This is a genomic window from Micromonospora vulcania (genome assembly GCF_042658605.1).
Lineage (GTDB): Bacteria > Actinomycetota > Actinomycetes > Mycobacteriales > Micromonosporaceae > Micromonospora > Micromonospora vulcania.
In genome coordinates, this window is the sequence record NZ_JBHSQS010000011.1 from 135,972 (window position 1) to 148,990 (window position 13,019).

Annotated in this window: 12 protein-coding genes and 2 tRNA genes; 7 read left to right on the forward strand and 7 right to left on the reverse strand. The window is 69.3% G+C overall.

Going from position 1 to position 13,019, the window contains the following annotated elements:
* The 6 genes from ACFQGL_RS19865 to ACFQGL_RS19890 are packed head-to-tail and all read left to right on the forward strand — an operon-like array spanning position 1 to position 5,737.
* Complete coding sequence (locus ACFQGL_RS19865) at positions 1-1,431, forward strand: FtsK/SpoIIIE domain-containing protein (RefSeq protein WP_377513675.1); 1,431 nt, start codon at positions 1-3, stop codon at positions 1,429-1,431.
* Positions 1,428-2,042 (forward strand): DUF2637 domain-containing protein, encoded by a 615-nt coding sequence (locus tag ACFQGL_RS19870; RefSeq protein WP_377513676.1) that lies wholly within the window; start codon positions 1,428-1,430, stop codon positions 2,040-2,042. Before ACFQGL_RS19865 ends, ACFQGL_RS19870 begins: the two co-directional genes overlap by 4 nt.
* Positions 2,039-2,683: a GGDEF domain-containing protein gene (locus ACFQGL_RS19875; RefSeq protein ID WP_377513677.1), complete on the forward strand. Its 645-nt coding sequence runs from the start codon at positions 2,039-2,041 to the stop codon at positions 2,681-2,683. The genes ACFQGL_RS19870 and ACFQGL_RS19875 overlap by 4 nt, the downstream gene beginning before the upstream one ends.
* Positions 2,680-4,410, forward strand: coding sequence for a replication initiator (locus tag ACFQGL_RS19880; protein WP_377513678.1), 1,731 nt, complete (start codon positions 2,680-2,682; stop codon positions 4,408-4,410). The genes ACFQGL_RS19875 and ACFQGL_RS19880 overlap by 4 nt, the downstream gene beginning before the upstream one ends.
* A complete protein-coding gene (locus ACFQGL_RS19885) occupies positions 4,407-4,589 on the forward strand; it encodes a helix-turn-helix domain-containing protein (RefSeq protein WP_334626924.1) in 183 nt (60 codons plus the stop codon). The genes ACFQGL_RS19880 and ACFQGL_RS19885 overlap by 4 nt, the downstream gene beginning before the upstream one ends.
* 35 nt (positions 4,590-4,624) lie before the next feature.
* A complete protein-coding gene (locus ACFQGL_RS19890) occupies positions 4,625-5,737 on the forward strand; it encodes a tyrosine-type recombinase/integrase (protein ID WP_377513679.1) in 1,113 nt (370 codons plus the stop codon).
* A 55-nt stretch (positions 5,738-5,792) separates the two neighbouring features.
* Here the strand turns inward: ACFQGL_RS19890 and ACFQGL_RS19895 are convergent.
* The 6 genes from ACFQGL_RS19895 to gyrB form a co-directional block, all read right to left on the reverse strand.
* A tRNA-Ala gene (locus ACFQGL_RS19895) sits at positions 5,793-5,868 on the reverse strand.
* A 28-nt stretch (positions 5,869-5,896) separates the two neighbouring features.
* A complete protein-coding gene (locus tag ACFQGL_RS19900; RefSeq protein WP_363749982.1) occupies positions 5,897-6,025 on the reverse strand; it encodes a DLW-39 family protein in 129 nt (42 codons plus the stop codon).
* A 42-nt stretch (positions 6,026-6,067) separates the two neighbouring features.
* Positions 6,068-6,141 (reverse strand) — tRNA-Ile (locus ACFQGL_RS19905).
* A gap of 151 nt (positions 6,142-6,292) precedes the next feature.
* Positions 6,293-7,201, reverse strand: a complete 909-nt coding sequence (locus ACFQGL_RS19910; protein WP_377513680.1) for a DUF3566 domain-containing protein — start codon at positions 7,199-7,201, stop codon at positions 6,293-6,295.
* 4 nt (positions 7,202-7,205) lie between these two features.
* Positions 7,206-9,728 carry a DNA gyrase subunit A gene (gene gyrA / locus ACFQGL_RS19915; protein ID WP_377513681.1) on the reverse strand — a complete coding sequence of 841 codons (2,523 nt, stop codon included), beginning with the start codon at positions 9,726-9,728 and terminating at the stop codon, positions 7,206-7,208.
* A gap of 130 nt (positions 9,729-9,858) precedes the next feature.
* A complete protein-coding gene (gene gyrB / locus ACFQGL_RS19920) occupies positions 9,859-11,805 on the reverse strand; it encodes a DNA topoisomerase (ATP-hydrolyzing) subunit B (protein WP_377513682.1) in 1,947 nt (648 codons plus the stop codon).
* A gap of 522 nt (positions 11,806-12,327) precedes the next feature.
* On the opposite strand from gyrB, the gene ACFQGL_RS19925 reads away from it, so the two are divergent.
* Positions 12,328-12,882, forward strand: coding sequence for a hypothetical protein (locus tag ACFQGL_RS19925; RefSeq protein ID WP_377513683.1), 555 nt, complete (start codon positions 12,328-12,330; stop codon positions 12,880-12,882).
* Here the strand turns inward: ACFQGL_RS19925 and ACFQGL_RS19930 are convergent.
* Positions 12,867-13,007 (reverse strand): hypothetical protein, encoded by a 141-nt coding sequence (locus tag ACFQGL_RS19930; protein WP_377513684.1) that lies wholly within the window; start codon positions 13,005-13,007, stop codon positions 12,867-12,869. The genes ACFQGL_RS19925 and ACFQGL_RS19930 overlap by 16 nt on opposite strands.
* Positions 13,008-13,019 lie beyond the last annotated feature (12 nt).

Here is a 13,019-nt window from a genome sequence, read left to right on the forward strand (position 1 = left end):
ATGCCGCTGGTCAACGTGATCCGGGGTGACCGGATCGAGGGCGCTCCGATCAACGTCCGGACCCCGTTCGTGCGCATTCCGATGTGGCTGGCCCTGACCTGGTGGACGCTCAAGGCGTTGGCCCGGCTGGTCTTCGTGGCGGTGCGGTTCTGGTACGTCACCGCCCCGGCGGTGTTCTTCGCCTGGCTCTACGGCCGGTTCGGCTGGGCCGGTCCGGTCGGGTTCGTCGCCCTGGTCGCCTCCGCCGCCACCGGTTGGGCGTTTGGGCATCGGCCGTCGTTCCTGCGCTTCGGGTGGTGGCCGGTCCTGTCCTGCTACCGCCGGATGCTCTACCGCCGTAAGTGGATGGCGGCGATGGTGACCGCCAAGCTCGCCGTCTCCTTCGACGGGCACACCGTGCTGCCGGTGCTGCGTCGGGTGCGCTCCGGCGGTGGTGTTGACGTGGTGGCCGTGCGGATGGTGACCGGGCAGATCCCCGACGACTTCGCCCGCGTCGCCGAACGCCTCGCCCACACCTTCGGCGTCCGGCAGGTCAAGGCCGCGCCCGGCCCGCGTTCCGATGTGGTGCTGCTTCACCTGTTCCGCGGTGACCCCCTCGCCAAGCTCGTCCGTCCGATGCCGGTGCCGGCGGTTCCCGAGTTCACCGCCCTGCCGGTGGGCAAGCGCGAGGATGGCGACTGCTACGAGCTGCGCCTGTTCGGCACACAGGTCCTCGTCGTGGGCGCCACGGGTTCGGGCAAGGGTTCGGTGATCTGGTCCGTGGTCCGCTCCCTCGCCGCCGGGGTCACCTCCGGGCTGGTGCAGATCTGGGGCCTGGACCCGAAAGGCGGCATGGAACTCGGCATGGGTGCGCCGATGTTCACCCGGTTCGCCCGCAAGGACTACGCGGCGATGTGTGAGCTGATCGAGGAAGCCGCTTCGGTCGCCAAGGACCGGGCTGCGAAGCTCTACGGCCGTACCCGCCAGCACACGCCGACGCCGGATGAGCCGCTGATCGTCCTGGTGATCGATGAGCTGGCGAACCTGACCGCCTACCTCACCGACCGGCAACTCAAGGACCGGATCAAAGCCGCGTTGTCGATTCTGCTCAGCCAGGGGCGGGCGGTCGGTGTGCACGTGGTCGCCGCGATTCAGGACCCCCGCAAGGAGGTGCTGCCGTTCCGGGATTTGTTCCCGACCCGCATCGGCCTGCGACTCGCTGAGGCTGCTCAAGTGGACCTGGTGCTGGGTGAGGGGATGCGCGATCGCGGGGCGTTGTGCGATCGCATTCCGCAGTCCCTGCCCGGCGTGGGCTTCGTGGTTATCGACGGTGACCCCACTCCGATGCGGGTCCGCTTCTCCTACCTGTCCGATGACGAGATCCGCGACATGGCCCAGACCTACGGCCGGCTTCGCGTGATCGACGGCGAGATCCTGGACGGTGCCGCATGAAGCCCCACCCCACGGCCACGCGCGCCGACCGCGCTGAGGGCCTGGTCCTCGTCGTCATCCTGCTCATCGTCGCCGGCTTCGCGGGCGCCGCATCGTTCACCCACGTCAAGGACTGGACCCTCGACAACAGCCCGGCCGGCACGGGCGAGTGGTTCGGCTGGGCCAACGCCGTCATTTCCGAACTCATCCCCGCCGCCGCACTGCTCACCATCCGCCGCCGACGCCGCAGCGGCGGGCCGATCGGCTACCCGATGTTCCTGCTCGTCGCGGCCGTCGCCCTGTCCCTGGCCGCGCAGCTCGCCGTGGCCAAGCCGGGCCTGTCCGGGTGGCTGCTGTCCGCCGTCCCGGCGCTGGCGTTCATCGGCCTGTCCAAGCTCGTCCTGTCCACCGCCCCGCCCTCCGCCGACCCCGCGTCGGCCCGCCCGGTCGAGCAGCCCGCCCCGGCCCGCCCGGTCGAGCAGCCCACCGCGCCGGATCCTGCGCCGGCCGTGGCTGAGCCCGTCGCCCTGGTCCCCGTCGAGCCGACCAACCCGGCACCGGTCGTTCCGGTGGCTCCGGCTGCCTTCGTTCGCCGCAATGGTGTTCCGCTGATGGGAGAGGTGACCCGATGACTGACGCACTCCTGTCCGGCCTACTTCTCGTCGCCTTCCTTGCCCTGCTCGCCTGGGATCAGTACCGGCTCTACGTCGCCCGCTACGAACTGGCAGCCCTGCAACGGGCCACCCTCCGCGACCCGCTGACCGGCCTGGCGAACCGGGCGGGCCTCGCCGCTGGCTGGGAACAGCTCGCGCCACTGCGCCCGTGGGTGGTCGTGGTCGACCTGGACGGCTTCAAGCCGGTCAACGACACCCACGGCCACGCCGCCGGGGACCTGGTCCTCACCGCCGTCGCCTCCCGCCTGCGCACCATCCACGGCGTGCCCGCCCGCCTCGGTGGGGACGAGTTCGCCGCACTCCTGCTCGACCCGAACCCGGCCACTGCCGCGCGGCAGCTCGCCTCCGCGATCGCCACCCCCGTCCGGCTCCCGTCCGGGGTGTCGGTGTCGGTGACCGCGAGCATCGGCCTCGCACCCGCCAGTCCGGTCGGCCTCGCCGCCGCTCTCGCTGACGCTGACGCGGCCATGTACCGGGCCAAGACCACCCGGGCCGGCGTGGTGGCGTTCGACCCGCTGCGCGATGACCACGCCACCACTGACCCCCGCCCCGTCGTGCGTGTCCGCGACCTCAGCCCGACGCTGGGGGTGGGCCGATGACCATCACCCCGACGCTGCCCGGCCTCGAACCCGCCACCGTGGTGGAGCCGAGGCCGGGCTCCCGGGCCGCCCGGATGCTCATGCCCCGATCCGTCGACGTGGTCAAGGACCTCGCCGCCGACTACGGCGTCTGCACCCGCCCCGTGAGCCTGCGCCGCACTGACCTCGACTCCGGGCAGACCGAAGTCATCGACATGCCCTGCGGCGCCACCCAAGAGGCCAAGTGCCCCGCCTGCGCCACCCGCGCCCGCCGGCTACGCCAGCAGCAGATCCGCGAGGGCTGGCACCGCGACGACGAACCCGACCCCGGCCCGCAACCCGCCACCGACGCGCAACGCGGCCTGATCGTCGCCCGCGCGCACCTCGAATTCGCCCGCGACGAAGCGGCCCGCGTCTCTCAGTGGGATCAGGTCGCGGACCTGGACGACGCGATCGCCGAACTGGAATCACAGATCACCACCGAAGGCATGCGCGGTCGCCCCGCCCCGCCCCACGGCGGTGACGACCAGGAGGACGGCGACGGCAAGCGGCGGGTCCGGTCGACCAAACGGCGACAGGATGCCCCGGACCTGCCCCGCCTCCCGGTGGAGAACCGGACGGTCGGGCGGACCTTCGACGGGCGCGGCGGGCAGGTGTTCCGGCCGTCAATGTTCCTGACCCTCACCCTCGGCTCCTACGGCCGGGTCCACTCCGACGGCACCCCCGTCGACCCGGACAGCTACGACTACCGGCGGGCCGCCTGGGATGCCGTGCACTTCCCCCGGCTGCTCGATCGGTTCTGGCAGAACCTGCGCCGCGCGGTCGGCTGGAACGTCCAATACGCCGGTGCCGTCGAGCCACAACGCCGGCTCGCCCCTCACGCGCACTTCGCCATCCGGGGCACCATCCCCCGCGCTCTCGTGCGGCAGGTCGCCGCCGCCACGTACCACCAGGTGTGGTGGCCGTCCGTCGATCAGCGGGTCTACGAACCGGGCCGGGCGCCGCAGTGGAGCGCCGACGCTGGCGGCTACACCGACCCGACCACCGGCCGGTTGTTGCCGTCGTGGGATGACGCCCTGGACCTGGTCGACGCCGACCCTGACGCCGAACCTGTGCACGTCGCCCGCTTCGGTGCCCAGGTCGACGCCAAAGGCGTGCTCGCTGGGACCAAGGACGCCGATCGGTGCGTCGGCTACATCACCAAGTACCTCACCAAACAGGCTGCCGACTGCCACGACGTGACCACCGGCCGGCAACGGTCGCACCTGGAACGGCTCTGGCAAGAGCTGCGGCACACGCCGTGCTCGGAGCGGTGCGCCAACTGGCTGCTCTACGGCGTCCAACCCAAGAAGGCCAAGCAGGGCCTGCGACCCGGCAACTGCAAGAACAAGGTCCACAAGCGGGAAACCCTCGGCATCGGCGGCCGACGCGTCCTCATCTCCCGCCAATGGTCCGGCAAGACACTCACCGACCACCGCGCCGACCGCCGCGACTGGGTGAAAGCCCTTCTGGGCGTCACCACCGACGCCAACACCGCGCCGGCCGGTGGCGAGCAACGGCATGCGTGGGAACTCGCCAAGCCAACCGACCCTGACGTTGCGCCGCTCGGGCATCGGGTCCTGCGGGCGATCTCCGAGCGCATCCAATGGCGCGTCCAACTCGACGCCGCAAGACGCGCGACCGACCCACCCGACGTTTCGGCAATCACCTCACATCACTCCGCAGAGCAGGAAGGGACCGGAGCATGAGCGAGAAGAAGAGCGTCCGCCCGGCTGAGGCTGCGGCCCTGCTCGGCGTCTGTCGGGACACCGTGTACGTCCTGATGCGATCGGGTCGACTGCGTTCGATCAAGGCGGGTCGTGCTCGGTTGATTCCGCTGTCCGCGCTGGATGAGTTCTTGGCGGCGGATGAGGAATTCGCGGCATGACGGGCCGGCGGCGGCGTTCTCACGGTGAGGGCTCCGTGTACGAACAGCGGCCGGGCGTGTGGGCTGCGGTGGTCGACCTCGGTTGGATCGACGGGAAGCGGAAGCGGAAGTACGTCTACGCCAAGAGCGAGGCTGAGGCGGTCCGGAAGCGGGACGAGCTGCGGCGCCAACTTCAGCTCGGCGTCGACCTCTCCGCGCAGCCTCGGACCCTCGAAGCCTGGTTGACCGAGTGGCTGCGGGACGTGAAGGCACACGACGGCACCCGGCCGTCAACGCTGGTGCGCTACCGCCTGGCCGTGAGCAAGCACCTCGTGCCGGGCCTGGGCCGGGTGAAGCTCGACCGGCTGACGCCTCGCGATGTGCAGCGGTTCCTTAGCGGGCTGCGCGGGAAGCTGGCGCCGGCCAGCATCATCAAGGTGCACGCCGTGCTGCGCGTCGCCCTGGCCGACGCTGAGCGGATGGACTTGATCCCGCGCAACGTCGCCAAGGCCGCCAAGCCACCGGCCCTCGGCAGAACCGAGCGGCGCGCTCTGACCCCCGAGGAAGCCAAGACCCTGCTCTCGGTGCTGACCGGGGACCGGCTGGAATCGCTGTTCGTCCTGGCGCTCGCGACCGGGCTGCGGCGAGCTGAACTGCTGGGCCTGCGGTGGTCGGATATCGACCTGCCGGGAAGGGCGCTGTTCGTTCGGCAGACGCTCCAGCGAACGGATCGCGGGTTGGAGTTCGTGCCACCGAAGACGCACCGATCGGCCCGTCCGCTGCCGCTGTCGGCTCTGGCCGTTCGGGCGTTGGAGGCACAGCGTGTGCGCCAGGCCAAGGAACGGCTCGCGGCCGGGGAGGTGTGGTCGGATCTGGGCCTGGTCTTCGCCAGCACCATCGGCACCGCGATGGAGCCACGGAACGTCAACCGGCGCTTCGAGCAGCTCCGCGCGGCGGCCGGACTGGACTGGCTGCACCTGCACGACCTGCGGCACGCCTTCGCCACGTTCCTGCTCGACCAGGGCGAGGAGCTGCGGACGGTAATGGAGCTGCTCGGGCACTCCACGATCCGGATGACGGCCGACACCTACGGCCACGTTCTGCCGGCCCGGGCTCGTCAGGCTGCCTCGGCCATTGACCGAATTCTCGGCCAGGAGGGATTGGCGTGAGCGGCTTGGCTGTACGAATGGCTGTACTCGGACCGAGATCAACCAAGGAGAGTGCTGGTGGAGCCCAGGGGACTCGAACCCCTAACCCCTGCCTTGCAAAGGCAGTGCTCTGCCAGTTGAGCTAGGGCCCCGTGCGCGCCGTGCCGAACGGGCCGGTCTTCAGCGCAGGTCGGGCGAGGTGGTCGCCTCGTGCCAGAGAGCGCGCTCGTCGTTGGCGGCCTTGACCTTGTTGAAAACGACGGCGGCCACGCCGACGACGCCAGCCAGGATCAGCAGCTTCTTGAACATGGGGCGACCCCTCGCGCTCAACTACCGTCGGACGACATGCGGTGGGGCTAGATGGAATCGAACCATCGACCTCAGAGTTATCAGCTCTGCGCTCTAACCGACTGAGCTATAGCCCCGCGTTGCGACGAGCAAGATTAACCCATCCGCTCTGCTGGCCCCAAATCGGGGTCCGAGCCTGCGAGCCGGGCCCGTCGCCGCCTGCAAAACCTACCCGAGTACGGGACGCCGGGGCGACCGCTTTACGCGGTGCCCCGGCGCTCCGATCGCTCAGTCCCGCTCGGCGAGGGTCAGCTCGATCCCGCCGACCAGGTCGGCGCAGACGTTGTAGACGAACGCTCCCAGCGTGGCCAGCGCGGTGAACAGCACCACGTTGACCAGGCCGATCAGCGCCGAGCTGAGGATCACGCCCTTGGCGGTGATCTGGAAGCCGTTGGTGCTCTGTCCACCGCCGGCGTTGACCAGGTCACTCAGGCTGTCGTTGACGCTCTGGAACACGCCCATCGCGTCCAACGCCAGGTAGAGCACCGACGTGGCGACCACCACGACGATGAAGAGCACCACCGAGACGGCGAACGCGAACTTCATCACGGACCAGGGGTCGATCCGCTTCAGGTTCAGACGGGCCCGGCGCGGCCCGCGGGACGCGGCCGAGCTGACCGAGGTACGCGCGGCGCGTACCGCGTCACCGACCCGCGCCGCCCCGACGGCGGACGCGTTGCCGATCCCCGGGGGCAGGCCACCCCCGCTGGCCGGACGACCGGCAGCGGGGGTACGCGCCGGATCCGGCTGCGGCTGGGTCATGCCGGGCGTGATCCGGGGCTGGGTGCCGGTGCTCCCGGGGGACGTCGCCTGACCGGCCCGAGCGCTGATCGGCTGGGTCGTTGTCGGACGGGCCGCCGGGGTCGGTGCCGCCGCCGGGGGTGTACCGGTGGACGTCGGCGCCTCGGCAGCCGGCGCCTCGGTCTTCTCGCCCGACCCGCTGTCCCCGCTGGGCTCTTCCGGCGGGGGTGTCATGCCGGGAGCCCTGGTGAATTTCGGGGCAGGCGCATCGGCGGGAACCGTTGCCCGGCCCACGGCCGCGCGGCCGGTCGCTGGTGTGCCGCCCTTGGCGGCCTCCTCGTCGACCGGGTTGGCCGAGGTCCCCGTGTTCCCCGACTTCGCCTGTGTCTCCGTCATTCAACTAGTCCTGTTCGTCAGGCTCGTCGGCATTGCGAGCAATCGCCACGATAGTCACGCCGTCCGGGAGGTCCATCAGCTTGACCCCCATTGTGTTCCGGTCACGCGTACGGCGTACAGGCTTCACCGGAGTCCGGATGACACCACCGTTGCTGGTGATGGCGAACAGTTCGTCGTCCGGGTCGATCACCACGGCACCGACCAGACCACCGCGTCGTTCGGTGATCTTCGCAGTCAGCACACCTTTACCTCCCCGGCCCTGCACCGGGTATTCCTCGATCGGAGTACGTTTCGCGTATCCACCGTTGGTCGCCACCAGAACGTCCAGACCCTCCCGGACGACCTCCATGGCGAGCAGGACGTCATCGTCCGTGAACCGCATGCCGATCACACCCGAGGTGGCCCGGCCCATCGGCCGCAGCGCCTCGTCCGAGGCGTTGAAGCGGATCGCCTGTGCCTTCTTGGAGACCAGCAGCAGGTCGTCCTCCGGCGCAGCCAACGCAGCACCGACCAGCTCGTCCTCATCGCGCAGGTTGATCGCGATGATTCCGCCGGAACGGTTGGAGTCGAACTCCTCGAGCCGCGTCTTCTTCACCAGGCCGTTCTTCGTGGCCAGTACCAGATAGGGGGCTACCTGGTAGTTCGGGATTTCGATGATCTGCGCGATCTGCTCGTCGGGCAGGAAGGCGAGCAGGTTGGCCACGTGCTGGCCCTTGGCTACCCTACTGGCCTCCGGCAACTCGTACGCCTTGGCCCGGTACACACGGCCCTTGTTCGTGAAGAACAGGATCCAGTCGTGGGTCGAGCAGACGAAGAAGTGGCTGACGATATCGTCCTGCCGCAGTGTGGCGCCACTGACGCCCTTGCCGCCGCGCCGCTGGGACCGGTACAGGTCGACCTTGGTCCGCTTGGCGTACCCCGTCCGGGTGATCGTGACGACCACGTCCTCCCGGGCGATGAGGTCCTCCATCGAGACCTCGCCGTCGAACGGGATGATCTGCGTCCGCCGGTCGTCGCCCCACTTGGCGACGATCTCGCCCAGTTCCTCGGAGACGATCCGCCGCTGCCGCTCCGGCTTGGCGAGGATGTCCTTGAGGTCGGCGATCTCGAGCTCCAGCTTGGCGAGATCGTCCACGATCCGCTGCCGCTCCAGAGCGGCCAGCCGGCGCAGCTGCATGTCCAGGATCGCGGTCGCCTGGATCTCGTCGATCTCCAGCAGCCGGATCAGGCCCTGCCGGGCGTCCTCGACGGTCGGCGACCGCCGGATGAGGGCGATCACCTCGTCCAGTGCGTCCAGCGCCTTACCCAGACCGCGCAGGATGTGCGCCCGCTCCTCGGCCTTGCGGAGCCGGAACGCGGTCCGCCGCCGGATCACGTCGATCTGGTGCTCGACGTAGTAGCGGATGAACTGCGCCAGGTTGAGCGTGCGCGGAACCCCGTCGACCAGGGCCAGCATGTTGGCGCCGAAGGTCTCCTGGAGCTGGGTGTGCTTGTAGAGGTTGTTCAGCACCACCTTGGCGACCGCGTCGCGCTTGAGGACCAGCACGATCCGCATGCCGGTACGCCCGGAGGACTCGTCGCGGATGTCGGCGATTCCGGCGAGCTTGCCTTCCTTGATCAGCTCGGCGATCCGCTCGGCCAGGTTGTCCGGGTTGACCTGGTAGGGCAGCTCGCTGACCACCAGGCAGGGCCGGCCACGCTTGTCCTCCTCGACCTCCACCACGGCCCGCATCCGGATCGAACCACGACCCGTGCGGTACGCGTCCTGGATCGCCGTGGTGCCGACGATCAGGCCGTGGGTCGGGAAGTCCGGACCCTTGACGATGCCCAGCAGGGCTTCGAGGGTGGTCTCCTCGTCCTCGTCCGGGTTCTCCAGGCACCACTGCACCGCCGCGCCGATCTCCCGCAGGTTGTGCGGGGGGATCTTGGTGGCCATGCCGACCGCGATGCCCTCGGAGCCGTTCACCAGCAGGTTCGGGATCCGCGACGGCAGGATGGTGGGCTCCTTGGCCCGGCCGTCGTAGTTGTCCTGCAGGTCGACGGTGTCCTCGTCGATGTCCCGCAGCATCTCCATCGCCAGCGGGTCGAGCTTGCACTCGGTGTATCGCATGGCGGCGGCCGGGTCGTTGCCCGGCGAGCCAAAGTTGCCGTTGCCGTCGACCAGCGGGTACCGCAGCGACCAGGGCTGCGCCATCCGGACCAGCGCGTCATAGATCGCCGAGTCGCCGTGCGGGTGGAACTGACCCATCACGTCGCCGACGACCCGGGAGCACTTCACGTAGCCGCGGTCCGGCCGGTAGCCGGAGTCGAACATCGCGTAGAGGATCTTGCGGTGGACCGGCTTGAGCCCGTCCCGGACGTCCGGCAGCGCTCGACCGACGATGACGCTCATCGCGTAGTCGAGGTAGGAGCGCTGCATCTCCACCTCGAGCCCGACCGGTTCGATCCGGTCGTGCGCGACCACGGCGGCGATGGCCTCGGCGGGGACCTCGGGCTCGTTCGGTGTGGACTCGGGGGAATCGGTCACTGTTTACCCTTATCAGACTCAGAGTCGTTTTCGTGCTGTGGATAACGGCTGTGGATACCGGCCAAGCTGTGGATAACTCTGTGGATCGGCGGGTCGGCCCGGGGATTCCCGGCCGACCCGCCGTGCTCCGTCAGATGTCCAGGAACCGGACGTCCTTGGCGTTGCGCTGGATGAACGACCGGCGGGCTTCGACGTCCTCACCCATCAGCACGCTGAACAACTCGTCGGCGGTCGCCGCGTCGTCGAGCGTGACCTGACGCAAGGTACGCGTCGCCGGGTTCATCGTGGTTTCCCACAGCTCGGGATAGTTCATCTCGCCGAGGCCCTTGAAGCGCTGGATGTCGTCCGGCTTGGCGTTCGGCTTCTTCTGCTGGCGCAGCGCGATCAACCCGTCCCGCTCACGGTCGGAGTACGCGTACTGCGCGTCGTCGCCCTTCTTGTTCCACTTGATCTTGTAGAGCGGCGGGGCGGCCAGGTAGACGTGGCCCAGCTCGACCAGCGGACGCATGAAGCGGAACAGCAGGGTGAGCAGCAGCGTCTGGATGTGCTGGCCGTCGACGTCCGCGTCGGCCATCAGCACCACCTTGTGGTACCGCAGCTTCTCCATGTCGAAGTCGTCGTGGATGCCGGTGCCCAGCGCCGTGATGAGCGCCTGGACCTCGTTGTTCTTCAGCACCCGGTCGATCCGGGCCTTCTCCACGTTGAGGATCTTGCCGCGGATCGGCAGGATCGCCTGGGTCCGTGGGTCCCGGCCCTGCTTGGCCGAACCACCGGCCGAGTCGCCCTCGACGATGAACACCTCGGACTCACGCGGGTCGGTGGACTGGCAGTCGGCCAGCTTGCCCGGCATCGAGCCGGACTCCAGCAGCGACTTGCGCCGGGCCAGCTTGCGCGCCTGCTGCGCGGCGATCCGGGCTCGGGCCGCCTGCGACGCCTTGGTGATGATCATTTTGGCTTCGGCCGGGTTGCGGTCGAACCAGTCGACCAGCCACTCGTTGCAGACCCGCTGCACGAAACTCTTCACCGGGGTGTTGCCGAGCTTGGTCTTGGTCTGGCCCTCGAACTGCGGGTTGGCAAGCTTGACCGAGATGATCGCCGCGAGCCCTTCCCGGATGTCCTCGCCGGAGAGCTTCTCGTCGCCCTTGAGCAGCTTCTTGTCGGTGCCGTACCGGTTGACCACGCTGGTCAGCGCGGACCGGAAGCCCTCCTCGTGCGTGCCGCCCTCGTGGGTGTTGATCGTGTTGGCGAAGGTGTAGACCGACTCGCCGTACGACTCGTTCCACTGCATGGCGATCTCGACCGACATGCCCTCCTCCTCGGCACCGAACTCGACCACCGTCTTGTGGATCGGGTTCTTGGAGGCGTTGAGGTGCCGGACGAAGTCGGCGATGCCGCCCTTGTAGCAGAAGGTGACCTCGCGCTGCCGGCCGTCCTCCTCCTCGGCGACCCGCTGGTCGAGCAGGTGGATGGAGAGGCCGCGGTTGAGGAAGGCCATCTCCTGGAGGCGCCGGTAGATGGTCTGGAAGTCGAAGTCGACGGTCTCGAAGACGTCCGGGTCGGGCCAGAAGGAGACCGCCGAACCGGTGCGGTCGGTGGCCTCGCCCTTCTCCAGCGTGCCCGGCTTGGAGTTGTGGTACTGCTGCCGCCACACGAAGCCGGACTTGTGGATCTCCACGGCCATCCGGGTGGAGAGCGCGTTGACCACCGAGACACCGACGCCGTGCAGACCGCCGGAGACCGCGTACGCCTTGCCGTCGAACTTGCCGCCGGCGTGCAGTACGGTCAGCGCGACCTCGACACCCGGCTTCTTGAGCTTCGGGTGCAGGTCGACCGGGAAGCCACGGCCGTTGTCGGTGACCTCGACCCCGCCGTCCGCGAGCAGCACCACGTCGATGGTGTCGCAGTAACCGGCCAGCGCCTCGTCGACAGCGTTGTCGACGACCTCCCAGACGAGGTGGTGCAGACCACGCTCACCGGTGGACCCGATGTACATACCGGGCCGCTTGCGGACCGCCTCCAGCCCTTCGAGAACGGTGATCGACCCTGCGCCGTACTCCTGCTTGTCCTGCGCTGCCACCCTCGGCCACTTTCTCGCGTCGTCCACGCCGGGAGGGCGCGTCGGGCGCGGGTTCGGCGGACAGGACGCGACGTCGGCGCGCGGACCGGTGCCGGAGACCTCCGAACAGCGGGTCGAACGCGCCGGTCGCCGCGGTTGCCCGCGGATCGCGATCGGCTAGACCCGACGTGGAGAATGATCCTGGGGCCACCGGCCCCCGTCCCTCGCTCCGCACCGGGTCTTCGTCTCGCTGTCAATCCTACTGTGCGCGGAGGACAGATCCACCACTCGGCACCTTCAACGAGGCGGCTGAGACCGCCATAGCCGGCAGAACCCCGTTGCCCACGACTCCCCCCACACGCCGGGCTCCGATCGCACGCGCCGCCGCCCGACGGGTTGACCCGCGCCCGGGCGGGTCGGGGGTCGCGGCCGGGCGGCGGTTGCCGTACGTTAGCGGCGCCCCGGAAGCGGCCTTGATCTTTGTCGGCCAAAACCGGACGATCGACCCGATCGAACCGACACGTGCTCTTTAAGAGGTGACAGATGGGGCTGGACAACGTCGCGGTGCACTGGCCGCGGACCGGCCGCTTCTACGACCCGGTCGCGCCGGCCGAGTTCGTTGACTTCGGCGAGATCGTCGATCTGCCGCGAATCTCGGCGCCGACCGCGGCGCTGGCCGAGATGATCGCGAAGACCGGCACCGTCCGGGCGACCGCGTACACCGAGCTGGTGGATCTTCTCCTCGGCCTCGAAGGTGTGTTGTACGCCACAGACGCCGCCGCCGAGGACGAGGACCCGGTGATCGACCCGGACGGCTGCGCCTGGGTCGCGGGCGGCATCGAACGGTTCGTGGCTGCTCATCGCCCGCAGAGCGAGGCGGTGACCTTCGAGTCGGTGAGCGAGGTACTGCGCTCGCTGCTCGGCGACGGTCGGTTGGCCGAGCAGCAGCTGCGCTGGCTGGACAGCCGGCTGGACGCGCTACGCGACGAGAGTGGCGATCCGCCGCAGTGGAACTTCACCTGCGCCGAGTTGGGCGTGCTGGCGGCGTTCTACCGGCGTTGCGCCGAGCGCGGCTTCGCCATCTACGCCGACGCCTGACCGGCGGTAGCGGGGTCCGGGGCGAGCTGGCCGCCGTCGCCGGGTCGGTTCGCCGCGGCGATCACCCGGGTGAGCACGGTGTGCAGGTGTTGCAGGTCCTGGACCGGTAGCCCGAGCCGCTGCACGATCGCGGCGGG

Bases quoted from the DNA above. Each gene is read 5' to 3' on its own strand.
- ACFQGL_RS19910 (WP_377513680.1), bottom strand. From the start codon at position 7,201: ATGACGGAGACACAGGCGAAGTCGGGGAACACGGGGACCTCGGCCAAC.
- ACFQGL_RS19880 (WP_377513678.1), top strand. From the start codon at position 2,680: ATGACCATCACCCCGACGCTGCCCGGCCTCGAACCCGCCACCGTGGTG.
- ACFQGL_RS19870 (WP_377513676.1), top strand. From the start codon at position 1,428: ATGAAGCCCCACCCCACGGCCACGCGCGCCGACCGCGCTGAGGGCCTG.
- ACFQGL_RS19925 (WP_377513683.1), top strand. From the start codon at position 12,328: ATGGGGCTGGACAACGTCGCGGTGCACTGGCCGCGGACCGGCCGCTTC.
- ACFQGL_RS19875 (WP_377513677.1), top strand. From the start codon at position 2,039: ATGACTGACGCACTCCTGTCCGGCCTACTTCTCGTCGCCTTCCTTGCC.
- ACFQGL_RS19865 (WP_377513675.1), top strand. From the start codon at position 1: ATGCCGCTGGTCAACGTGATCCGGGGTGACCGGATCGAGGGCGCTCCG.
- ACFQGL_RS19900 (WP_363749982.1), bottom strand. From the start codon at position 6,025: ATGTTCAAGAAGCTGCTGATCCTGGCTGGCGTCGTCGGCGTGGCCGCC.
- ACFQGL_RS19885 (WP_334626924.1), top strand. From the start codon at position 4,407: ATGAGCGAGAAGAAGAGCGTCCGCCCGGCTGAGGCTGCGGCCCTGCTC.